The sequence below is a fragment of the Pseudomonas sp. B2M1-30 genome (genome assembly GCF_025447575.1).
In the GTDB taxonomy this organism is placed as follows: domain Bacteria; phylum Pseudomonadota; class Gammaproteobacteria; order Pseudomonadales; family Pseudomonadaceae; genus Aquipseudomonas; species Aquipseudomonas botevensis.
Genome location: NZ_JAOEJT010000003.1, coordinates 610376 through 633593, shown reverse-complemented (window position 1 = coordinate 633593; position 23218 = coordinate 610376). Strand labels below are relative to the sequence as shown.

General features: G+C 63.4%; 17 protein-coding genes. 14 read left to right on the top strand and 3 right to left on the bottom strand.

Annotation, left to right across the window (positions count from 1 at the left end; all coding sequences use genetic code 11):
• Positions 1-35: 35 nt before the first annotated feature.
• Complete coding sequence (locus tag N8H74_RS09415; protein ID WP_262147073.1) at positions 36-623, bottom strand: tail fiber protein; 588 nt, start codon at positions 621-623, stop codon at positions 36-38.
• Between the two features lie 238 nt (positions 624-861).
• Between N8H74_RS09415 and N8H74_RS09410 the strand changes: the two genes are divergently transcribed.
• From N8H74_RS09410 to N8H74_RS09385, 6 genes are all read left to right on the top strand, one after another.
• A complete protein-coding gene (locus tag N8H74_RS09410; RefSeq protein WP_262147071.1) occupies positions 862-2448 on the top strand; it encodes a glycosyltransferase family 39 protein in 1587 nt (528 codons plus the stop codon).
• A gap of 140 nt (positions 2449-2588) precedes the next feature.
• A complete protein-coding gene (locus N8H74_RS09405; protein WP_217833074.1) occupies positions 2589-3434 on the top strand; it encodes a sulfotransferase in 846 nt (281 codons plus the stop codon).
• Between the two features lie 55 nt (positions 3435-3489).
• Positions 3490-10794: an Ig-like domain-containing protein gene (locus N8H74_RS09400; RefSeq protein ID WP_262147069.1), complete on the top strand. Its 7305-nt coding sequence runs from the start codon at positions 3490-3492 to the stop codon at positions 10792-10794.
• Between the two features lie 46 nt (positions 10795-10840).
• Complete coding sequence (locus N8H74_RS09395; protein ID WP_217833047.1) at positions 10841-12355, top strand: TolC family protein; 1515 nt, start codon at positions 10841-10843, stop codon at positions 12353-12355.
• 15 nt (positions 12356-12370) lie between these two features.
• Positions 12371-13156: an aspartyl/asparaginyl beta-hydroxylase domain-containing protein gene (locus N8H74_RS09390; protein WP_262147067.1), complete on the top strand. Its 786-nt coding sequence runs from the start codon at positions 12371-12373 to the stop codon at positions 13154-13156.
• On the top strand, positions 13144-14109 hold the full coding sequence (locus N8H74_RS09385) for a sulfotransferase family protein (RefSeq protein WP_262147065.1): 966 nt from the start codon (positions 13144-13146) through the stop codon (positions 14107-14109). The genes N8H74_RS09390 and N8H74_RS09385 overlap by 13 nt, the downstream gene beginning before the upstream one ends.
• On the opposite strand, the gene N8H74_RS09380 is transcribed toward N8H74_RS09385, so the two are convergent.
• Both N8H74_RS09380 and N8H74_RS09375 read right to left on the bottom strand, forming a co-directional pair.
• The gene (locus tag N8H74_RS09380; protein ID WP_262147063.1) at positions 14092-14850 is read right to left on the bottom strand and encodes a slipin family protein; all 759 of its coding nucleotides are present in this window, start codon (positions 14848-14850) and stop codon (positions 14092-14094) included. The two genes, N8H74_RS09385 and N8H74_RS09380, sit on opposite strands and share 18 nt — an antisense overlap.
• Positions 14851-14852: 2 nt before the next feature.
• A complete protein-coding gene (locus N8H74_RS09375) occupies positions 14853-15383 on the bottom strand; it encodes an NfeD family protein (RefSeq protein WP_262147061.1) in 531 nt (176 codons plus the stop codon).
• 197 nt (positions 15384-15580) lie between these two features.
• On the opposite strand from N8H74_RS09375, the gene N8H74_RS09370 reads away from it, so the two are divergent.
• The 8 genes from N8H74_RS09370 (at position 15581) to N8H74_RS09335 (ending at position 23125) form a co-directional block, all read left to right on the top strand.
• On the top strand, positions 15581-16042 hold the full coding sequence (locus N8H74_RS09370) for a YbaK/EbsC family protein (protein WP_217833040.1): 462 nt from the start codon (positions 15581-15583) through the stop codon (positions 16040-16042).
• 116 nt (positions 16043-16158) lie between these two features.
• Complete coding sequence (locus tag N8H74_RS09365) at positions 16159-16404, top strand: DUF2789 domain-containing protein (RefSeq protein WP_262147059.1); 246 nt, start codon at positions 16159-16161, stop codon at positions 16402-16404.
• Positions 16405-16503: 99 nt separating this feature from the next.
• The gene (locus tag N8H74_RS09360) at positions 16504-17979 is read left to right on the top strand and encodes a Fic family protein (protein ID WP_262147117.1); all 1476 of its coding nucleotides are present in this window, start codon (positions 16504-16506) and stop codon (positions 17977-17979) included.
• Positions 17980-18098: 119 nt separating this feature from the next.
• Positions 18099-18527 (top strand): MarR family transcriptional regulator, encoded by a 429-nt coding sequence (locus N8H74_RS09355; RefSeq protein ID WP_217833036.1) that lies wholly within the window; start codon positions 18099-18101, stop codon positions 18525-18527.
• The gene (locus N8H74_RS09350) at positions 18524-20596 is read left to right on the top strand and encodes an FUSC family protein (RefSeq protein ID WP_262147056.1); all 2073 of its coding nucleotides are present in this window, start codon (positions 18524-18526) and stop codon (positions 20594-20596) included. Before N8H74_RS09355 ends, N8H74_RS09350 begins: the two co-directional genes overlap by 4 nt.
• Positions 20593-20802, top strand: coding sequence for a DUF1656 domain-containing protein (locus N8H74_RS09345; protein WP_027611129.1), 210 nt, complete (start codon positions 20593-20595; stop codon positions 20800-20802). Before N8H74_RS09350 ends, N8H74_RS09345 begins: the two co-directional genes overlap by 4 nt.
• Complete coding sequence (locus tag N8H74_RS09340; RefSeq protein WP_217833034.1) at positions 20799-21686, top strand: HlyD family secretion protein; 888 nt, start codon at positions 20799-20801, stop codon at positions 21684-21686. Before N8H74_RS09345 ends, N8H74_RS09340 begins: the two co-directional genes overlap by 4 nt.
• Positions 21683-23125: an efflux transporter outer membrane subunit gene (locus N8H74_RS09335; RefSeq protein WP_262147054.1), complete on the top strand. Its 1443-nt coding sequence runs from the start codon at positions 21683-21685 to the stop codon at positions 23123-23125. Before N8H74_RS09340 ends, N8H74_RS09335 begins: the two co-directional genes overlap by 4 nt.
• Positions 23126-23218: the final 93 nt, after the last annotated feature.

Below are 23218 nucleotides of genomic sequence, written 5' to 3'. Positions count from 1 at the left end.
AAACGGCCGGGAGCGCGCAGCCCCCGGCCATCGACTCAGTTACGCGACGGGAAGAGGCCGTTCAGGGCAACGCTGAAGTTGAGCACCAGGTAGGGGTTCATGATGCCCATCGGCGTGCTGCCGCCGGCAGGCGAGATGTCCCCGGTGACGGTGGTGCTCACACCTTTGAGCGGTACGGGCGTCGCACCCTGGGCGTCGGAGTAGATATTCGCCGAGCCTGGGCCGCCACCCGATGCGCCGATGTAGCAGTTGGTCGCGGTCGGCAGCGTCGCCGGGTTGCTCGCCGGTACGGCCAGTTGCAGGGCGGTGTTGGCCGTGAGCCCGGTCATGGCGTGGGTATGGTTGGGCATGTTGGCGATGGTCGCGGTCACGTTTTCGGTGCCGGACACTTCGCCGATGGTGCGCGGCGTCAACCCCAGCCCTGTGCCCTGAGCCATCGGGAAGCGGCCTTGCAGGTTGGGCAGGGCGAAGTTGGTCGTGCCGTTACCGCCGTAGTAAGTGCCGAGCAAGGCAAACAAGGCGTTGTATTGCGAGATCGCCAGGATCTGCCCGTTGCACAGCGCCCAGCCACTGGGAGCAAAGTTGAAGGCGAACGGTTGAATCGTACCCATAAAGACTTCCATGGTTCCTCATCCTTCTGTCAGGTGGTCGGCGCGCCGCGCGGTAGCCCTGTTGCCGGGCAGGTCGAAACACGTTGCTGACTCCTTCCCTTTGCGCGGGCAGGTCACGCCATGCCGTAGCGTAGACCCGGATCGACGGACTTGCCGGATGTCGTCGCGCGAGCGCATCGTCTCCGGCACTGGCCTACAGTGAGCGCTGGGCCGCCGGCTGATTTTGATCAAGAACGACAAGGGGAGGTTGATGGAAGCGCGTCGCGAAACACCGCTGGGCGATACTCAGGATCCGTTCGCCGCACCGGGCGCGCATCTGCGGCGCCTGCTGCGCTGGGCGAGCCAGCACGGGTTGATTCCGATCCTGCTGCTGGCGGCGCTGGTGCGGTTTTATGACCTGACGGCGGCGGCGATCTGGGGCGACGAAGCCTCCAGCCTGCTGCTGGCGCGGTATTCGCTGAGTGGCATCTGGAACCATGCCGCGTTCGATGTGCATCCGCCGCTGTACTTCATGCTGTTGCATGGCTGGATGGCGCTGTTCGGTGACGGGATCTTTGCCGTGCGCTGTTTCAGCGCGCTGGCCGGAATTGCCACGGTCGGCCTGGGGGTGTGGCTGGTGGATCGACTGGCTACCCGCCGCGCCGCCGTCATGGCCGGGGTGTTGCTGGCGTTGCTGCCGACGGCAGTGCGCTACAGCCAGGAAGTGCGCATGTACGCGCTGCTCGGGTTGTTGCTGATTGCCGCCACGCTGGCGCTGGTCTACTGGGTCCGGCGCCCGCAACGCAAGGGCTATCTGCTGATCTACGCGCTGCTGATGAGCGCGGCGTTCTACACCCATTACTTTGCCGTGCTGGCGGCGCTCAGCCATTGGTTGTACCTGGGGCTGATCCGCCTGCTGCCCGGTTTTCGCCTGCGGCATATCCAGCGGCGGGACTGGTGGCTGGCGAATCTGGGCATCGTCGTGCTGTATCTGCCGTGGTTGCCGAACCTGGTGGACCTGCTGCAACACATGGAGCAGCTCAAGGTCGGCGGCGACGTGGGCTGGGAAGATCCGGTGACCCTGGCTTCACTGCCGTCGATGATCTGGACCTGGCTGATCCAGGACGATGGCGAGCAACTGCCGCTGCTGGTGTTCGGCGCCGTGCCGCTGGCAGTGCTGGTGCTGGCGGGCGTGGCCGTGGCCCGTGATCGCAGCGTGAACCACGGCAGCGTGCTGCTCGCACTCTACACCGGTGTGCCGCTGCTGCTGGTGTTCGCGGTGTCGTTCGTCACCCCGGTGTTCATCGAGCGTTATCTGACCGCCTACGCGCTGGGCCTGCCAATGCTGGCGGCACTGGCCGTCGACCGTTTGTACGCTCGCGTGCGGGTATTGGCGCTGGGGGTGTTGGTTTCTCTGGTCGCGGTAGAGTTGATCGGGGTGAACAACAACGCCACGGTCGACCGCGACGATCAGTTCAACGTCATGGTCGATTTCGTCAACCGGCACTTCGTCAGCGGCGACCAGATCGTCACCAGCGACATGATGTTTTACCTGAGTTACCTCTACTACGACCGCACCGGTGCCCAGGTGCGCCTGTACACCCCGCCGGCCGCCGATGGTCGCTCGATGCGTCCCAACGAATACGGCTTCGGCACCCTGGTGAACAGCGACGTGTACCTCGATCATCTGGCCGATCTGCCCAAGGGCAGCCATCGGGTCTGGCTGATTGGCGCACTGGATGAGCCGGACGAGTTCGCACCGTTGCCCCAGGGATGGCAGCGCGCCAGCGATGTTCACGGCGGCGACGTCTACGCGCGTCTGTATGTGCAGCCAAATGCCGGGAAACCGGGGGAATAATGCTTAAACGATTCATCCGCCGGGTCATTCTGCCAAAAGGTGTTTTATAGCGATTTAACCTACATTTGATATCAAAACACCACTAGTCGTATGGTCATCCTTGAGCTACGCTTTGTCGGACAAAAGGAATTACCTAGATGGTGAAGGGATTGCAGCAGTTTCACTTTATCTCCGGCTTGCCGCGCTCGGGCTCGACCCTCCTCTCTGCAATCCTTTTGCAGAACCCGCGCTTTCATGCCGGCATGACCAGCCCGGTGGGTTCGCTGTTTTCCGGTGTCCTCGAGCAATGCAGCGCCGGCAGCGAATTCGGCGCCGTCATCGACACCGACATGCGCCGTCGCCTGCTGCGCGGGCTGTTCGATTCCTACTACGCCGACAAGGCTGACAAACCGGTGGTGTTCGACACTAACCGGCAGTGGAGCGCCCGGCTGCCGGCGATCAACGATCTGTTTCCCAAAGCCAAGGTCATCGCCTGTGTGCGCAACGTCGCCTGGGTGATGGACAGCCTGGAGCGGCTGTACCGCGCCAATCCCTATGAAAACACCAAGCTGTTCGGCGATGCCGTCGAGCGCAACACCGTCTACAGCCGCTGCGAAACCCTGGCCCAGCGCAATCGCCTGGTGGGTTTTGCCTGGGCAGCGCTCAAGGAAGCCTATTACGGCGAGCATGCCGATTCGCTGCTGATCATCGATTACGACCTGTTGAGCCAGGCCCCGGAGCGGGTGCTGCGGCTGGTCTACGAGTTCATCGGCGAACCCTGGTTCGAACACGATTTCGAGCGTCTGGCCTACGATGCGCCGGCGTTCGATCAAGCCCTCGGGGTGGCCGGTCTGCACAAGGTCAAACCCAGGGTTGCCCTGGAGTCCCGGCGCACCATCCTGCCGCCGGACCTGTTCAAGCAATACGCCGATTTGTCCTTTTGGCTCGATGGCTCAGCCAGCGCCGCCAATGTCATTCGTATGAAGTCCGACGCCGCGATCAGCTGATCGCGGCGTTTTTCATTGATGCGTCAACAACTGTGTTCGAGTCCGGGTGAGCAGCATGTGGTGGAACAATAAGAAAGCGCGGGTAACCGAAGGCCAACGGACGCTGGCCACGCCGATGATCATGTCGCTGGAGCCGCGCATGCTGTTCGACGGCGCCGTTGCCGCGACGGTGGCCGACACGGCCGCCCAGGCCCAGGCTGACAGTCATTCCACCGCCGACGCCGCCAAGACGCCGACCGCCGATCATCCGGTGGCGAGCAAGGACACCCATGGCCAGGCCGATGCCACACCCGCCGCCAGCCCCGTCGCGGTGCCGGGCCAGAGCGTGGTGTTCGTCGATTCGCGGGTCAAGGATGCCGACAGCCTGCTCCAGGGCATCGCCCCTGGCACCCAGGTGGTCAAGCTGGTGGCCGGCAAGGACGGCTTGCAGCAGATCGCCGACTACCTCGACCAGCACCACGGCGTCAGCTCGGTGCAGATCATTGCTCACGGTAACGCCGGCGATCTTTGGCTGGGCGACAGCTATCTGTCGGCAGACAACGTGGCCCAGCGCAGCGCGGTCCTGGCCGAAATCGGCAAGGACATGAACGCCGGCGGCGACATCCTGATCTACGGCTGCTACACCGCCGAAGGCGAGCGCGGCTTGAGTTTCGTCGACTCGCTCGCACAATTGACCGGTCGCGACGTGGCGGCCTCGAACAACCGTACCGGCGTGGGCGGCGACTGGAATCTGGAAATCGCCACCGGCACCATCGAGAGCGCCAACGTCCTGTCCACCAAGGCCATGAGCGAATACCAGTGGGGCCTGGCGACCTGGACCGCGACCAACAACCTGAACACCGGTGTCGGCTCGCTGCGCGCGGCGCTGGCCTCGGCGCAGAACGGCGACATCGTCACGTTCAGCACCGGCATGACGGTGCAACTGACCTCCGAACTGCTGATCAACAAGAACATCACCGTCGATGGTGACCTGAACAACGACGGTGTCGCCGATGTCACCCTCGATGGTCAGTACCGGACCCGGGTGGTGGAAATCGCCTCCAGCAATACGGTGACGCTTGACGGGCTGGTGATTACCCGGGGCCTGGTGTCGGGTAACGGCGGTAATGGCGGCTATGGTGCGACCGGCGCGTTTGGCGGCGGGATTTTCAACGCCGGCACCCTGACCCTGAACAACGTCACGGTCACCGGTAACGCGGCGGCCGGTGGTGGCGGCGGTGGCGGTGTCACCGGCGCCTTCTACGGCGGCGGTGGCGGTGGCGGTGGCGGACTCGGCGGGCAGGGCGGCGGCCATGGCGGCTCGGCCGGGCCGGGCGTCGGCACGCTGGGTGGCAGTGCCGGCAACGCCGGTGTCGGTGGCTACGGTGGCGGTTACGACGCGACCCACATGGGCGGTCGAGGCGGTTCCAGCACCGGCGGCACCGGTGGCCTGGGCGTCTCCTATTACAGCAACGGCGGCAACGGCGGCACGGCCAGCAACGGCACCATTTCCATTGGTGGCGGCGGTGGCGGCGCGGGCTGGGACAAGGTCGGCGGAGCGGGTGGCAATGCCGCCGGCGGTATCTACAACGCCGCGACCGGCACCCTGAAAATCGTCGGCACCTCGGTCATCAGCAACAACATCGGCGCCGGGGGCGGTGGTGGCGGTGGCGGCGGTCAAAGCAGCAACGCCTCCAACGGTGGTGCTGCCGGACGTGGCGTCGGTGCGATCTGGAACCAGGGCGGCGTCGTATTGATGACCGCCGCCAACTTCGCAGCCATCAGCGGCAACGCCGCCGGCAGCGGTGCCGGTGGTGTTGCGCTGGGCGGAGGGACCACGGGGGCATCGGCGACGGCGTTCGCGGCGATCTTCAACAACGGTGGCGTACTCAACACCGCCTATGTGGAACCGCCGACCGCGACCATCGTGGTCTCCGACACGACCCTGAGCATCGGCGAAACGTCGCTGGTGACCATCACCTTCAGCCGCGCCGTGACCGGTTTCACCAACGCTGACCTGACCATTGCCAACGGCACGCTGACCTCCGTGTCCAGTGCCGATGGCGGCATCACCTGGACGGCGACCTTCACCCCGACCAACGGGATCAGCGACACCACCAACCTCATCACGCTCGACAACACCGGAGTGACGGCGGTATCGGACGGCGCGGCTGGCACGGGCACCACCAACTCCAATAATTATGTAGTCGATACCCAGCGTCCGACGGCGACCATCGTGGTCGCCGACAATGCGCTGAGAGTCGGCGAAACCTCGCTGGTGACGATCACCTTCAACGAGGCCGTCAGTGGTTTCACCAACGCCGACCTGACCATCGCCAACGGTACGTTGAGCGCGGTGAGCAGCAGCGACGGCGGTATCACCTGGACGGCGACCTTCACCCCGACCAACAGCATCACCGATACCACCAACCTGATTACCCTGGACAACACCGGGGTCGTCGACCTGGCCGGCAACGCCGGTACGGGCACCACCGATTCGAACAACTACGCGATCGACACCCAGCGTCCGACCGCGACCATCGTGGTGACCGACACCAACCTGATCGCTGGCGAAACCTCGTTGGTGACCATCACCTTCAGCGAAGCGGTCACGGGCTTCACCAACGCCGACCTGACCATCGCCAACGGTACGTTGAGTGCGGTGAGCAGCAGCGACGGCGGTATCACCTGGACGGCGACGTTCACGCCGACCGCAGGCATCAATGACGCCACGAACCTCATTACCCTGAACAACACCGGTATCGCCGACCTGGCGGGCAACGCCGGTGCGGGCACCACCGATTCGAACAACTACGTGATCGACACCCAGCGTCCGACCGCCACGATTGTGGTGGCCGATAACGCGCTGAAAATCGGTGAAACCTCGCTGGTAACCATCACCTTCAGTGAAGCGGTCACTGGCTTCACCAACGCCGACCTGACCATCGCCAACGGCACGCTGAGCGCGGTGAGCAGCAGCGACGGTGGTATCACCTGGACGGCGACCTTCACCCCGACCAACAGCATCACCGATACCACCAACCTGATCACCCTGGACAACACCGGGGTCGTCGATCTGTCCGGCAATGCCGGCACGGGCACCACCAACTCGAACAACTACGCGATCGATACCCAGCGTCCGACCGCCACCGTGGTGGTCGCGCAAAGCGCCCTGAAAATCGGTGACACCTCGCTGGTGACCATCACCTTCAGCGAAGCGGTCACTGGCTTCACCAACGCCGACCTGACCATTGCCAACGGCACATTGAGCGCGGTGAGCAGCAGCGACGGCGGGATCACTTGGACCGCGACCTTCACCCCGAGCGCCAGCATTACCGACACCACCAACCTCATCACCCTGGACAACACCGGTATCTCCGATCTGGCGGGCAACGCCGGCAGCGGCACCACCGATTCGAACAATTACGCGATCGACACCCAGCGTCCGACCGCGACCATCGTCGTGGCCGACCCGAACCTGAGCGCCGGCGAAACCTCGCTGGTGACCATTACCTTCAGCGAAGCGGTCAGCGGTTTCACCAACGCCGACCTGACGGTGCCCAACGGCACGTTGAGCGCGGTGAGCAGCAGCGACGGCGGCATCACCTGGACCGCAACCTTCACGCCGAACGTCGGGGTCAGCGACTTCACCAATCTGATCACCCTGAGCAACACCGGAGTCGCCGACCTGGCGGGCAACGCCGGTTCCGGCACCACCAACTCCGCCAACTTCACCATCGACACCGTGCTGCCGACCGCCACGATCGTGGTCGCCGACAGCGCGCTGAGAATCGGCGAAACCTCGCTGGTGACCATCACCTTCAGCGAAGCAGTCACTGGCTTCACCAACGCCGACCTGACCATCGCCAACGGTACATTGAGTGCGGTGAGCAGCAGCGACGGTGGCATCACCTGGACGGCGACCTTCACGCCGACCAGCAACATCACCGATGCCACCAACCTGATCACCCTGGACAATAGCGGCGTACAGAACGCGTCCGGCAACGCCGGCAGCGGCACCACGGATTCGAACAACTACGCCATCGACACCCAGCGTCCGACCGCCACTATCGTGGTCGCCGATGCGGCACTGGGCGTCGGTCAGACCTCGTTGGTGACGATCACCTTCAGCGAGGCGGTGACCGGGTTCAGCCTGGCCGATCTGACCGTGGCCAACGGCACGCTGTCCGGGCTGACCACGTCGGACAACATCACCTATACCGCCACTCTCACCCCGACAGCGGGCATCACCGACACCAGCAACCTCATCACCCTGGACAATACCGGCGTTACCGACCTGGCGGGCAACTCGGGCACCGGCACCACCGATTCGAACAACTATGTGATCGACAGTCAGCGTCCGACGGCCACGATTGTCATGTCCGATCCGACCCTGAGCGCCGGTGAGACTTCGCTGGTGACCATCACTTTCAGCGAAGCGGTCAGCGGTTTCACCAACGCCGATCTGAGCGTGCCCAACGGCACCTTGAGCGCGGTCAGCAGCAGTGACGGCGGCATTACCTGGACGGCGACGTTCACGCCGAACGTCGGGGTCAACGATACGACCAACCTGATCGTCCTGAACAACACCGGGATTACCGACCTGGCCGGCAACGCCGGCACCGGCACGACCAACTCCGCCAACTTCACCATCGACACCGTGCTGCCGACCGCCACCATCGTGGTGGCCGACAACGCGCTGAGAATCGGCGAAACCTCGCTGGTGACGATTACCTTCAGTGAGGCGGTGACTGGCTTCACCAATGCCGACCTGACCATCGCCAACGGTACATTGAGCGCAATCAGCAGCAGCGACGGCGGCATCACCTGGACGGCGACGTTCACCCCGACCAGCAACGTGACCGACGCCAGCAACCTGATCACCCTGGACAACAGCGGCGTACAGAACGCATCCGGCAACGCCGGCAGTGGCACCACCGACTCCAACAACTACGCCATCGACACCGAGCGTCCGACCGCGACCATCGTGCTGGCCAACCCGGCATTGGGCGTCGGCCAGACTTCGCTGGTGACCATCACCTTCAGTGAGGCGGTGACCGGTTTCACCAACGCCGACCTGACCATCGCCAACGGTACGTTGAGCGCGGTCAGCAGCAGTGACGGCGGTGTCACCTGGACAGCGACGTTCACGCCAACGGCGGGCATCACCGACACCAGCAACCTGATCACTCTGGACAATACCGGCGTTGCCGACCTGGCGGGCAACTCGGGCAGCGGCACCACCGATTCGAACAACTATGTGATCGACAGCCAGCGGCCGACGGCCACCATTGTCATGAGCGACACCGACCTGCGCCCAGGCGAAACCTCGCTGGTGACCATCACCTTCAGCGAAGCGGTCAGCGGTTTCGACAATTCCGACCTGAGCGTCGCCAACGGCACGCTGAGCAACGTTTCGTCGAGCGATGGCGGTATCACCTGGACGGCGACTTTCACGCCGAACATCGGCGTCAGCGACGCGACCAACCTGATCATCCTCAACAATGCCGGGATCGCCGACCTGGCGGGCAACGCCGGCACCGGCACCACCAGTTCGACCAACTACGGGGTACAGACCCTCGTCCCGACCGCCACCATCGTGGTCGCCGACACGGCGCTCAAGGCCGGTGAAACCTCGCTGGTGACCATCACCTTCAGCGAGGCGGTAAGTGGTTTCGACAACAGCGACCTGAGCATCGCCAACGGCACGTTGAGCGCGGTCAGCAGCAGCGACGGCGGCATCACCTGGACGGCGACGTTCACCCCGACCGGCAACGTGACCGATGCGACCAACCTGATCACCCTGAACAACGCCGGGGTGAGCAACATCTCGGGCAACAGCGGCGTCGGCACCACCGATTCCAATAACTTCGCCATCGATACCGCGCTGCCGACGGCCACCGTCGTGGTCGCCGACAATCGCCTGGGCATCGGTGAAACCACCACCGTGACCATCACGTTCAGTGAAGCGGTGAGCGGCTTCGACCTGTCGGACATCAGCGTCGCCAACGGTGTGCTGTCGAACCTCGCCAGCAGCGACGGCGGTGTCACCTGGACCGCGACCCTGACGCCGACCGCCGGCATCAACGACGCGACCAACCTGATCGTGTTCGACACCAGCGGCGTGCAGGACGCAGCCGGCAATGCTGGCGCGAGCATCGCGATTTCCAACAACTACATCCTCGATGCCACGCGGCCGACTGTGGACATCGTGGTCGCCAATCCACGCCTGGGCATCGGCCAGACCACCACCGTGACCTTCACCTTCAGCGAGGCGGTGAGCAACTTCGATCTGTCCGACCTGAGCGTGACCAATGGCGATCTGAGCAACCTCACCAGCAGCGATGGCGGCAAAACCTGGACGGCGACCTTCACACCGACGGCGAACGTCACCGATCCGAGCAATTTCATCGCGCTCGACACCAGCAATGTCACCGACCTGGCGGGCAACGCCGGCAGCACGGTGGCGGTGTCGAACAACTATGCCCTCGACAGCGAACGGCCGACCGCCACCGTGGTGATCGGCAATCCGAACATCGGCATCGGCCAGACATCGCCTGTGACCATCACCTTCAACGAGGCGGTCAGCGGCTTCGACCTGGCGGACATCAACGTCCCCAACGGCACCTTGTCCAACCTGAGCAGCAGCGACGGCGGCAAGACCTGGACCGCGACCCTGACACCGAACGCCAACGTCAACAGCGCGAGCAATGCGATCAGCGTCAACAGCGCCGGGGTCAGCGATCTGTCCGGCAACAGCGGCAGCGGGGTCAGCAGCTCCAACAACTACGCGATCAACACCGTTCCGGTGGTGGTGCCGCCAACCACGCCAACCGTGGTGGTGACACCGGACCCACTGTTCCGCAGCAGCGACCCGGTGGTGCCGCCACCGGCGCCGTTTGTGCCGTTGCAGCCGATCGTCTTCACGCCGCCTACCGGTGATCTGGGGTCGCCGCTGACCTTCACGCCACTGTTCGAGCAGCGCGTGCTTGGCGACGGTATCCGGCCGCTCGGCGACATTTTCATCAACCACGGCGCACTGAGTCCGAGCTTCATTGCTCAGGTCTTCAGCAGCAGCGACAGCGGGGGTGATGGTTCGGGTCATGGCTTCCTCGGTTTCGGCGGCGGCGATGGCGGAGTGTTCGGCGCCAGTACGCTGTCGAGCCTGTTCAACCAGAACAGCGGCGCCGAGCGTGATTCGCTGAATACCTTCGGCAGCCAGTCGATCAGAGGCAGTGATGTTTCCCAGGGCCTGCGCGGTGTGTTTGGCGCGCCTACACTGGGTCAGCAGTTGCAACAGCTCAAAGACACTGAGCAGCACCGGGTCGACGATCTGGCCGCCGCTCTGAAACAGGTCGGCATCAGCGAAATACCGGCCTGAAAAACACAACAACTCAATCTGTGCGGGACCTAGGGGCGATCCAGGGATGAAAAGAAGTCAGAAGTTGTTCGGCGCCAGCCTGCTGGCGCTGGCGATCAGCGGGTGTGCGGTAACCAGTGAACCGATTGAACGCAGCGTCAGTGAGCAGCGGGCCAGGGCCGACCTGCAAAGCATGTACAAGGATCAGGAGCCGCTGCGTGGCCCGCTGACCCTGCACCAGGCCATGGCCCGGGCGGTGAAATACAACCTCGAAGGCCGCTTGAAGATCATGGAGGAAGCGCTCGCCAAGCGGCAGCTCGACCTCGCCAGTTTCGACATGCTGCCGCGCATGGCGCTGGACGCCGGGTACGTCGGACGTAACAACGTCAACGCCTCCAGCAGCCAGAGTGTGCGCACCGGCACCCAGTCTCTGGAACCGTCGACCTCCCAGGATCGCGACCGCGACGTCGCCGACCTGACCATGGTCTGGAACGTCCTCGACTTTGGCGTCAGCTACATCAGCGCCAAGCAGCAGGGCGATCAGCGGCTGATCGTCCAGGAGCGTCGGCGCAAGGTGATCAACACCATCGTCCAGGACGTGCGCTCGGCGTATTGGCGCGCGATGGCCGCCGAACGCCTGCTCAAGCAGATCGACAGCCTGATGGCGCGGGTCGACACCGCCCGCCGTAACAGCCAGAGCATGAGCGACCAGCGCATCGGCGACCCGGTGCAATCGCTCGGTTATCAGCGTTCGCTGATCGAGGCCACCCGGCAACTGGAAGAACAGCGCCGCGCCCTGTCGCTGGCCAAGACCGAGCTGGCGACCCTGATCAACCTGCCGCTGGGCACCGAACTGACCCTCGCCACCGACGACGGTTATCAGATTCCGGAACTCAAGGTCGATCTGGCGAAACTGGAACAGGAAGCACTGACCAGCCGCCCGGAACTGCGCGAGCAGGATTACCAGACGCGGATCAGCGCCGCCGAAACCCGCAAGGCCATGTTGCGTCTGCTGCCGGGCCTGGAGTTTTCCGCCGGCGGGCATTACGACAGCAACTCGTTCCTGGTCGAACAGGGCTGGGCCGACTATGGCGTCAAAGTCACCTGGAACCTGTTCAACGTGATCTCGGCCCCGGCCGCCATCGACGTTGCCAAGGCCGGCGAAGAAGTCGCCGCTGCCCGTCGTCAGGCGATGTCGATTGCCGTGCTGGCGCAGTTGTACGTCGCCAACGCGAACTATCAGGAAGCGTTGCGCCAGTTCAAGACCAACCAGCAACTGTCGGACATCGACGGGCAAATCGTCGGTCAGTTGCGCAACCGTCATCAGGCGGCGGGCATCGGTGAACTGGATCTGATCCAGGGCGAACTGAACAACCTGCAGGCCGATCTGCGCCGTGACCTGTCCTACGCCGATCTGCGCAATGCCTATGGGCAGATCTTCGCCAGTGCCGGCCTCGATCCGCTGCCGGACCAGGTGCAATCGACCGAAGTCCAGTCGATCGCCACGGCGCTGGCCAGCCGCGAGTCGGCGTGGGCCTCGGGTGATATCTCGGTGCCGGTGGCGCATGCCCCTGCGCGGTGATGTGTCGGTTGACTCATGAACCGGCCGGCGTTTTCGCGCCTGCCGGTGTCGGTGGATCTGCCGCTGTTGTTGCAGGCGCTGGCGGCGATTGACGACGGTGCGTGGCGCAGCCATTTCAACACGGCGTATTTCGCCGGGGACTGGAGTGGCGTGGCGCTGATTTCCGCTGCCGATGCGCTGACCGAGCTGTCGCCCGGACAAGGTCAGCCGTTGCAGCGCGCGCCCTGGTTGCGGGATGCGCGCTGGCAGCAGGCGTTGCGCGTGCTGTCGCTGGAGATCGTCAGTGCGCGGCTGCTGCGTCTTGGCCCGGGTGGGCAGATTCACGAGCATCGTGACTACGATCTCGACGGCCCGGAGGCCGACCTGCGTCTGCACATTCCGCTGCTCAGCCCGCCCGCCGTGGATTTCTGGCTCGACGGTCGGCGCATGCCGATGACGGCGGGGGAGTGCTGGTTTCTCGACCTCGCCCGACCGCATCGGGTGGACAATCGTGACACCTCGGCGCGGATTCATCTGGTACTCGATTGTCGCCCCGGCGCCTGGCTGGCGCAGATGATCGCCGAAGGCTTGCCCGGTACGCCTGAGCCGGACGGCTCGGACAGCACATTGCAGCGCTTCCAGCATCTGGTGGCGGCCGATCAGTCGTTGTCCGCAACCTTGCAGGCGTTGCACGACCCTGAAGCCTTTATCGCCCGCACCCTGGAACTGGCCGCCGAGCGTGGCCTGCCGTTTTCCCGTGAAGAACTGCGTGCGGCGATGCGCCATGGCCGTCGGCAATGGAACGAGCAATGGAACGCCTGAGCTTCGATGGCTGGTTGCCTGCCCGTGTCTACCAAGATGCCGGGCAGTGGCGAGTCGACTGGTGCTGGTTCGGTGACACGCCTTTGCATCAGCCATTCTTTCGCGATGCGGTCGATGATGCGTTGCGCTTGCCGTTCAATCAGGCGTTCCGGCGGCAGACGCCGTTGGCGGCGCTGGGCGAGTGGCAGGCGCAAAGTCCGGGCCTGGCGCCGAGTGCGTTTATCCTGCATGCCTCGCGCTGCGGCTCGACGTTGATCAGCCAGATGCTCGCCCGGCTCGACGATCACATCGTGGTATCGGAACCGCCGCCGCTGGATACCCTGCTGCGCGCTGATTTGCCCGACGGCGAGCGGCGCGCCGCGATCAGCGGCTTGCTCTCGGCCTACGGCCAGCGCCGGCGCGGCATCGAGCAGCGGCTGGTGATCAAGCTCGATGCCTGGAGCATCGGCGAATGGCCGTTGTTGCGCGCGTGCTTCCCCGATACACCGTGGCTGTTCGTCTATCGCGATCCGCTGGAAATCGCCGTCTCCCACCTGCGCCGCCCCGGCCTGCATATGGTGCCGGGAATGCTTGGCGACTGCGTGCTCGATGACGATTTACCGTTCGAAGGCCGCGAGGACTTCATCGCCCGCCGGTTGGGGCGATTGCTCGAAGCGGGCGGGACTCACTGTCGTGACGGCGGCGGGCTGGCGTTGAACTACAGCGAGTTGCCCGAGGCCATGGGCGGGCGCCTGGGGAGGTTTTTCGGCTTGGCTGACGAGCAACGCCGACAGGCACTGGTGGCAACGGCGCAACATTCCAAGCAACTGTCCCAGGCGTTTGTCCCCGATGGCGAGGACAAGCGCCGCGAGGCTTCGGCGCTGTTGCAGTCGCGGGTGCAACACTTTGCGCGGGCACCTTATGAGGCGCTGGAGCAGCACAGAAAATCGCAGCTTTCAGGATTTCTCCGATAAATCCGCCATGCCCTTGAGCAATTCGATCGGCAACGGAAACACGATGGTTGAGCTCTTGTCCCCGGCGATCGAACTCAAGGTCTGCATGTAACGCAACTGCATGGCGCCGGGCTGGCGACCGAGCATTTCAGCGGCCTGCATGAGTTTCTCCGAGGCTTGCAATTCGCCTTCGGCGTGGATCACCTTGGCCCGCCGTTCCCGCTCGGCTTCGGCCTGGCGGGCAATGGCGCGCACCATCGATTCGTTCAAATCCACATGCTTGATTTCGACCGTGGCGACCTTGATTCCCCAGGCATCGGTCTGGGCGTCGAGCACTTGCTGGATGTCGATGTTCAGTTGTTCGCGTTCGGCCAGCAGCTCATCCAGCTCATGTTTACCGAGTACTGCACGCAGGGTGGTCTGGGCCAGTTGACTGGTGGCGGCGAGAAAGTCCTCGACCTGAATGATCGCTTTCTGCGGATCGAGCACCCGGAAATACAGCACCGCGTTGACCTTCACCGAGACGTTGTCACGGGTGATCACGTCCTGCGGCGGGACGTCGAGAACGATGGTGCGCAGATCGACACGAACCATTTGCTGCACCACGGGAATCAGCAGGATCAGTCCCGGCCCCTTGACCTGCCAGAAGCGCCCGAGCTGAAACACCACGCCGCGCTCGTATTCACGCAGGATGCGGAACGTCGACCCGGCGAGGGCGATCAGCAACAGCAGCAGCGCGACAAAACCGATTTGCAGACCCATGATCACTCTCCGAGCGGCGCCGCGTCAGTCGCGGCCACTTGCAGCAACAAGCCTTTGCGGCCCACCACCCGCACCGGTTGCCCGGTGTGCAGCGGCGTGGCGCTCAGCACTTGCCAGCGTTCTCCCTGCAATTGCACCCAGCCGTTGCGGGCATCGTCCGGTTGTACGGTGGTGACCGCCGTCACGCTGCCGAGCAGGCCGGCATCGCCGCTGACCGGATGACGCGGTCGGGTCTTCAAGGCTCGGATCAGTAGCGCGATCAGGATCAGGGCGCTGATCAGGCCGAGGCCGATCATCATCGGCACCGGCAGCTCGGTATTGCTCAGGATCAGCGCGCCGATCACGAACATGACAATCCCGCCCAGACCGATCACTCCGTAATTGGGCAGCGCGGCTTCGGCGATCAGAAACGCGATGCCCAGCGTGATCAGCCACAGGCCGACCGGATTGACCGCCGTCAGCGTGGTGTCGGCGGCGAGGGCCGATCCACTGAGCAGCAGGAGCAAGGCACACGTACAGCAACGGATGTTCACGTGACCCTCCGGGAGAGTCAGGGGGTTCTTCTTACAGTCTAGTTCAGCCTGTCATTGGTCGAATTCTGATCAGCTTTTGCCAGGCGCCAGTGAGCGGATTTCCCGGCGCGGATGGCTCGCGGGTCTAGACTTTCAAGGACGGCAACAGCGTTTCATTGCCGCCCGCCGCGCAATGGCGGCGGGCACCGAGGTGCATCATGCGTATGGCAAGAAAGGTGCAAAGCAGCCTGACCCGGGCGCATTGCGAATATGACATCGTCGCCCACCCGCACTCGTCCAGCAGCCTGGAAACGGCGCGGGTTTCCGGGATTCCGGCGGAACGGGTGGCCAAATCGGTGATCCTCGACGACCACCATGGTCACTATCTGATGGCCGTGCTGCCCGCCAGCCGCCATCTGGACCTGAGCAAGGTGCGCAGCAGCGGCGAGTGGCAGATCACCCGCGAAAGCACGCTGGCACATCTGTTCGACGACTGCGAACGCGGGGCGGTGCCGCCGCTGGGCGATTCCTATGGCCTGGATGTGGTCATCGATCCGCTCGTCACCCGGCAGAAAGATATTTATCTGGAGGCCGGCAACCACAACAACCTGCTGCATATGGACATGTCCGAGTACCTGAGAATGGTGCCCCATGCTCAGGTGCGGGAGTTGACCGATTAGGTCGGCGGCGTTTGAGCTGACGCTTTCGCGGGCAGGCCGTCGCCCACAGGGCATCGTGTCCTGTGAGCGACGGCTTGCCTGCACTTCACCCGACACTTTCCTGAAGGAGTCCGATCATGGAAAACCCGACCCACAGCCTGCCCGCCCTGTTCAAGCAACTCGGCCTGGCGAGTGATGCCTTGAGCATCGACCAATTCATCGCCAGCCATTCCCCGCTCAAACCGGAACTGCACCTGGCCGATGCGTTTTTCTGGACGACGAGCCAGGCGGATTTCCTGCGTGGGGAAATTCTGGAGGATGCGGATTGGGCGGAGGTGGTGGATCAGTTGGATGTGATGTTGCGCAAGGGTAGGAATGTGTAAAAAAATCTGTAGGAAATTGCTGAAATGTAAAAAAAACCTGTGTCCAGTAAAAAAATCTGGGCTTTAATCGTCCCAGTTGAAGTTTTTTTGGACGCAGCCATGACGAATGTTGGATACGCCTACTTGTGCGATGCGCTGAACCTCAAGGCGTTTGCCCCCAAGCGCACCGCGATGATCAAACCGGTCACCCGGATCACTCTGATCGGTGAATGTCTGGCTGTGCCACCAGCGGTCGCACCTGCTCAAGGATCGGTGCTTGAGCACATCCTGTTCGCCTTGAAGCATGAGGGCACCAACCTTTGTATCCTTGCTCAGGCGCTGGAGCACGTCGACGCGACTGCATTGCTCGGTGAGTTGGGAAAATCGCCGAATGGGGTGTTCATACGCAAGGCGTGTTTCCTGTGGGAAAACTTCACCGGTAAACAGCTGGAGTATGGCGTGCCGGTCAGGGGCGGTGCAGTTGGCCTGTTCGATGAGAAGCGTTATGTCACCGGCCCCGCCATCCGCAACAGCCGCTGGCGGGTGGATTTCAATGGCCTGGGATCGCTGCGCTACTGCGCCACGGTCGAGCGAACCGATGAGCTGCAAGCGCTGCTTGACCTCGACATCATCGGCCGGGCTCAAGCGTTCATGGCCACCTTGCCACCTGAAATGATGGATCGTGCGATCAACTGGGCGTATCTGCACGAAACCCGCGATTCCTTTGCGATCGAGAAAGAGGAGCCCAGTGAAGAAAAATCCCGTCGCTTTGTTCAGTTGCTCCGCCAGGCCCATCAAGGGAGAGCGTTGAGCGAGGAATACCTGGTCGAGTTGCAGAACAGTACGGTTTCCAATCCATTCGACAAGGCAACGTTGTTTCGTCATGAGCAAAACCATCTGCATAACGGTTTGAGGGGGGCCGCCGGGGTCAGCTACGTCCCGCCTGTACCGGATCTGTGCCGTGAGTTGATGGAAGAGCTGATGAGCTTTTCCAATCAGTCGGCACGACATGTTGATCCTCTGGTTGCGGCAGCGGTGGTGGCCTTCGGTTTTGTATTCCTCCACCCGTTCATGGATGGCAATGGCCGTCTTTCACGTTTTCTCATTCACCAGACGCTGTGCCATGCCGAAGCATTGCAAAATGGCTTGCTGTTGCCCGTTTCCGTGGCGATGAAGCACGAAGAGTCAAATTATCTGGAAGCACTCAAAGGCTTCTCGAAGCCTGCCCGCGACTTTTGGAACGTTACCTGGCTGGATGCCGATCAGATGGCCTTCGAATTTGTCGGACACTCCTCCATCTATCGGTTCTGGGATGCGACCCAATCCGCCGAGTTCACATTGCGGATGGCCCGACGGGCGCTGGAAGTGGAGTTACGCGAGGAAACCGAGTTTCTCGAGGCATATGACCATCTGGTCAAAGCGGTGAATGAGCGTTTTGACGTGCGCGGAAGTGATTTGTCGAAATTGGTGATGATGTGCCTGGACAACGGTGGGAAAGTCTCAAAGCACCGACGCAAGCAATTCCAGTACAGCGTGCCAGAAGCGGTTTTTGAGTTCATCGAGCAGAGGGCCAGTGAGCTTGCGGCAGGTGACTGAGCGCTCATCGCCAATTTGTTTCAAAACTTGACTGAATTTCCCCGTCAATGCGATATTGATAGTTAGCAAACTAACAGTGTGTGCATTGTCCCGTGCCGAACTCTCTCGACGCTCTCCAGATGAACATCAGCAGTGCCATGGTGGTAGCCGCCCGGCATTGGCGGAAAATCTGCCAGACCACGCTGGTCAACTATGGGATTTCCGAGGCCTGCGCCGTCCCGTTGTTGATGATCGGGCGCCTGGGCGAGGGTGTGCGTCAGGTGCAGGTGGCGCAGGCGGCGGGGATGGAAAGTCCTTCGCTGGTGCGCCTGCTCGATCAGTTGTGCCACGCCGGCTACGTCTGCCGCACCGAAGATGCCCAGGATCGTCGGGCCAAGTGCCTGAGCCTGACCGACGCCGGCCGCGAGCTGGTGCAGGCGGTGGAGATCGAACTGGTGCGCCTGCGCCATGAAGTGCTGGAAGGCATCGACCAGAGTGATCTGGAAGCTACGCTTCGGGTACTGAAGGCTTTTGAGGCGGCCAGCCCGCCAGCGGTGGTCAACCCTTGAACGGTTTTTTCTCCGGCATGCCTCCGGCCCGGGACTGGTTCTACGGGATCCGTACCTTTGCGGCGTCGATGATCGCGCTGTACATCGCCTTGCTCATGCAAATGCCGCGTCCGTACTGGGCGATGGCGACGGTGTACATCGTTTCCAGCCCGTTTCTCGGGCCGACCAGTTCGAAAGCCTTGTACCGGGCGGCGGGGACGTTTCTCGGGGCCGCGGCGGCGGTGCTGTTCGTGCCGATGTTCGTCCAGAGCCCCTACGTGCTGGTGGTGGTCGTCGCCCTGTGGACGGGGATTCTGCTGTTCCTGTCCCTGCACCTGCGCACCGCCAACAACTACGCGCTGATGCTTGCCGGCTACACCTTGCCGCTGATTGCCTTGCCGGTGGTGGACAACCCGCTGGCGGTGTGGGATGTGGCCGAGGCGCGGACCGAAGAGATTTTTCTCGGCATTGCAGTGGCGGCGGTGGTTGGCGCGATGTTCTGGCCGCGTCGTCTGGCGCCGGTGTTCAACGACGCCGTGGGCAAGTGGTTCAGCGATGCGTCGACCTACAGTCTGCGTTTCCTCAATCGCGACGTGCGCCCCGAAGAAGTCACGGCCTTGCGCATGGCCATGGTCGGCAGTTTCAACAGTCTGGAATTGATGATCGGCCAGTTGCCCCACGAAGGCGCGCGGCCGCAAACGGTGCGCAATACCAAGGAACTGCGCGGGCGGATGATTCACTTGCTGCCGGTGATCGACGCCCTCGACGATGCCCTCTACGCGCTGGAGCGGCGTACCCCGGAGCTGGTGGACAAGTTCGTGCCACTGCTCGCCGCGACCAGCGATTGGCTCGGCCACAAAGACGCCGACCCGGATCGCTGGCAAGCCTTGAAAGACCGCCTCGAAGCCCTGCAACCGAGCTTCGAGGCACTGGAAGAGCGCAAGCAATTGCTGTTCTCCAACGCGCTGTATCGCCTCGGTGAGTTCATCGATCTGTGGCAGGACTGCCGCAGTCTGCAGGACGCGATTCTCTGCGAACGCCAGGACAGTTGGCGCGCGGTGTATCGCCACTGGCGCCTCGGCCGCCTGACGCCGTTTCTCGACCGTGGCCTGATGGCCTACTCGGTGGCCTCGACCATTCTGGCGATCATCGTCGCCTCGGTGCTGTGGATTCTGCTCGGCTGGACCGACGGCGGCAGCGCGGTGATTCTGGCGGCGGTGGCGTGCAGTTTCTTCGCTTCGATGGACGACCCGGCGCCGCAGATTTACCGGTTCTTTTTCTGGACCGGGATGTCGGTGCTGTTCGCCAGCCTCTATCTGTTTCTGGTGCTGCCGAACCTGCATGACTTCCCGATGCTGGTGCTGGCGTTTGCCGTGCCGTTCATCTGCGTCGGCACGCTGACCGTGCAGCCGCGTTTCTACCTCGGGATGCTGCTGACGCTGGTCAACACCTCGTCGTTCATCAGCATTTCGGGTGCCTACGACGCGGACTTCTTTGCCTTCGTCAACTCGAACCTGGCCGGTCCCATGGGACTGCTGTTCGCGTTTATCTGGACCCTGGTCGCCCGGCCGTTCGGCGCCGAACTGGCGGCCAAGCGCCTGACCCGTTTCAGCTGGAAGGACATCGTCGAACTCAGCGAACCGGCGACCCTGGCCGAACACCGGCAACTCGGCGTGCAGGTCCTCGACCGCTTGATGCAGCACTTGCCGCGCCTGGCCCTGACCGGCCAGGACACCGGCATCGCCCTGCGCGAAGTGCGGGTGGCGCTGAACCTGCTCGACCTGCTGGCCTACACCCCGCGTGTGCAGGGCGTGCCGCAAGCCTTGCTGCGTCAGGTGGTGGCCGAGGTCGGGGATTATTTCCGCGCGTGCCTCAAGGCCGGCGAACGCCTGCCTGCCCCGAGTCCGCTGTTGATGACCATGGATCGCACCCGCCGCGCGCTGCATGGCCACGGCGATGACGAAACCCGTCTGCACCTGCTGCACGCGTTGAGCGGCTTGCGTCTGGCGTTGCTGCCCGGCGTCGAGTTTCTCGGCAACGCCGAACCCGAAGAACCGCTGCCCCATGGCATTGATGGAGCGCCCCTATGATCGGTGATCTGGACATCAGCGGGATCTTCCTGCCGACCCTGCTGGTGTTGATGGGCATCACTTATGTGCTGTTTCTGCTGGTGCACGGCGTGCTCACGCGGCTGCACTTTTACCGTCTGGTCTGGCACCGGGCATTGTTCAACGTGGCTCTCTACGCTGTGCTGCTGTACGGCGTGGACTCACTCAGTCGATACCTGATGACATGAAAAAACCGTTTTTGACCCTTGGTCGCGTGGTGCTGACTCTGCTGATCGTGACTTTCGCCGTCGTCATGGTCTGGCGCATGGTGATGTATTACATGTTTGCGCCCTGGACCCGCGACGGCCACATCCGTGCCGACATCGTACAGATCGCCCCGGACGTGTCGGGGCTGATCCAGCAAGTCGAGGTGAAGGACAACCAGCCGGTCAAGCGCGGCCAGGTGCTGTTCAGCATCGACCAGGATCGCTTCAAGCTCGCCCTGCGCCAGGCCAAAGCCGCCGTCGCCGACCGCGAAGAGACCCTGGCCCAGGCGCAACGCGAAGCCAAGCGTAACCGTGGCCTGGGCAATCTGGTGCCGGCCGAACAGCTGGAAGAAAGCCAGTCGAAGGTGGCCCGTGCGCAGTCGGCGCTGGCCGAGGCGCTGGTGACCGTGGACAGCGCCCAGCTCAACCTCGATCGCTCGGTGATCCGCAGCCCGGTGGACGGCTACGTCAACGACCGTGCGCCGCGCTCCCAGGAGTTCGTCACGGCCGGGCGTCCGGTGTTGTCGGTGGTCGACAGCAACTCGTTTCACATCGACGGCTATTTCGAAGAAACCAAACTCGACGGCATCCGTGTCGGCCAGGCGGTGGACATCCGCGTGATCGGCGACCGCGCACGCTTGCGCGGCCATGTCGAAAGCATCGTCGCCGGTATCGAAGACCGTGACCGCACCAGCGGCAGCAACCTGCTGCCCAACGTCAACCCGGCGTTCAGTTGGGTGCGCCTGGCCCAGCGGATCCCGGTGCGCATCGCGTTTGACGAGGTGCCGGAAGATTTCCGCATGATCGCCGGACGTACCGCCACCGTCTCGATCATCGAAGACGGGCAGCAGGAGCCCCGGCCATGAGCAGGGCGCTGATGATCGCCGGTCTGGGCGTGATGCTCTCGGCCTGTCAGGTGGTCGGGCCGGATTATCACCTGCCTGACGAAGCGGCCGTTCACCGTGAAGACCTGCAAGGCGAACTGGCGGTGAATGGCAAACCGGTGGTCTCGGCGCCGGTGCCGGCGGACTGGTGGCGGCTGTATCAGGACCCGCGCCTGGATCAACTGGTGCAGCAGGCCATGGCGTCCAACACCGATCTGCGCGTGGCGGCGGCGAACCTGTCGCGCGCTCGGGCGCAAGTGGAAGAAGCCGAGGCGGCGGGTGGCTGGAGCGCCGGCGTGAAGATGGGCGCCCAGCGCTTGCAGGAGTCCGGCGAGGCGTTTCTGCTGCCGGAAAAAGTGCCGGTGGACAACATCGGCGACATTGGCATCAGTGCGTCCTACCAATTCGACCTGTTCGGCAAGTTGCAGCGCGGCATCGAAGCGGCCAAGGCCAGCGCCGATGCGACCCAGGCTGCCGCCGACACTGCGCGCATCACGCTGGTGGCGGACGTGGTCCGCGCCTACACCCAGGTGTGTGCGGCCAATGAAGAGCGCGAGATCGCCCAGCACTCCCTCGACTTGCAGGACCAAAGCACCTTGCTCGTGCAGCGCCTGCGTGACGCCGGCCGGGGCGACGAAACCCAGGTGACGCGCTCGCAGACCCAGCAAAAATCCCTGCGCGCCGATCTGCCACGCTATGAAGCGGCACGCCAGGCCGGTTTGTATCGCTTGTCGATGCTGTTGGCGAAACCGGTCGATCAACTTCCGGCCGGCACCGCGCAATGTGCCGAACTGCCGAAAATCAGCCAATTGGTCCCAGTGGGCGACGGCGCCGCGCTGCTCAAGCGCCGCCCCGATGTGCGTCAGGCCGAGCGCCATCTGGCGGCCGCGACGGCGGGCATTGGCATCGCTACCGGCGAGTTGTATCCGGACATCAGCTTCGGCGCGACGATCGGCACGGTCGGTCTGCTGGACGATCTTGGCAAGCCTTCCACCAACCGCTGGGGCTTCGGCCCGTCGCTGAGCTGGAAGGTTCCGACCAACGGCTCCCGTGCGCGTATTCGTGAAGCGGAGGCCACCACTCAGGGCGCGCTGGCGCATTTCGACGGCGTGGTGCTGAACGCCATTCGTGAGGCGCAGACCGGTCTGTCCCAGTACGGCGCGCTGCTGCAACGCCGCGACGCACTGGCCGATGCCGAGCAATCGGCGCAACGGGCGGCGGATCAGACCCACCGCTTCTTCCAGGCCGGCCGCGAGTCGTTCCTCGCCGACCTGCAAGCCACCCGCACCTACACCGATGTGCGGGCGCAACTGGCTGCCGCCAACACCCAGGTTGCCATGAGCCAGATCGATTTGTTCCTTGCCCTCGGTGGCGGTTGGGAAAGCGGACGAACGCAAGCGTCGAGCGCGAGCAAACCCTGAGGCCGTAGCTATGCTTTGAAGTGTTGGAGGGGCGCCCCGTGCAAAGCGTCCCTGCAACGCTTCAGGCATGCGCAGGTCAGGGGGAAACCAATA

Bases quoted from the DNA above. Each gene is read 5' to 3' on its own strand.
- N8H74_RS09415 (WP_262147073.1), bottom strand. From the start codon at position 623: ATGGAAGTCTTTATGGGTACGATTCAACCGTTCGCCTTCAACTTTGCT.
- N8H74_RS09410 (WP_262147071.1), top strand. From the start codon at position 862: ATGGAAGCGCGTCGCGAAACACCGCTGGGCGATACTCAGGATCCGTTC.
- N8H74_RS09400 (WP_262147069.1), top strand. From the start codon at position 3,490: ATGTGGTGGAACAATAAGAAAGCGCGGGTAACCGAAGGCCAACGGACG.
- N8H74_RS09395 (WP_217833047.1), top strand. From the start codon at position 10,841: ATGAAAAGAAGTCAGAAGTTGTTCGGCGCCAGCCTGCTGGCGCTGGCG.
- N8H74_RS09390 (WP_262147067.1), top strand. From the start codon at position 12,371: ATGAACCGGCCGGCGTTTTCGCGCCTGCCGGTGTCGGTGGATCTGCCG.
- N8H74_RS09385 (WP_262147065.1), top strand. From the start codon at position 13,144: ATGGAACGCCTGAGCTTCGATGGCTGGTTGCCTGCCCGTGTCTACCAA.
- N8H74_RS09380 (WP_262147063.1), bottom strand. From the start codon at position 14,850: ATGGGTCTGCAAATCGGTTTTGTCGCGCTGCTGCTGTTGCTGATCGCC.
- N8H74_RS09370 (WP_217833040.1), top strand. From the start codon at position 15,581: ATGCGTATGGCAAGAAAGGTGCAAAGCAGCCTGACCCGGGCGCATTGC.
- N8H74_RS09365 (WP_262147059.1), top strand. From the start codon at position 16,159: ATGGAAAACCCGACCCACAGCCTGCCCGCCCTGTTCAAGCAACTCGGC.
- N8H74_RS09360 (WP_262147117.1), top strand. From the start codon at position 16,504: ATGACGAATGTTGGATACGCCTACTTGTGCGATGCGCTGAACCTCAAG.
- N8H74_RS09355 (WP_217833036.1), top strand. From the start codon at position 18,099: ATGAACATCAGCAGTGCCATGGTGGTAGCCGCCCGGCATTGGCGGAAA.
- N8H74_RS09345 (WP_027611129.1), top strand. From the start codon at position 20,593: ATGATCGGTGATCTGGACATCAGCGGGATCTTCCTGCCGACCCTGCTG.
- N8H74_RS09340 (WP_217833034.1), top strand. From the start codon at position 20,799: ATGAAAAAACCGTTTTTGACCCTTGGTCGCGTGGTGCTGACTCTGCTG.
- N8H74_RS09335 (WP_262147054.1), top strand. From the start codon at position 21,683: ATGAGCAGGGCGCTGATGATCGCCGGTCTGGGCGTGATGCTCTCGGCC.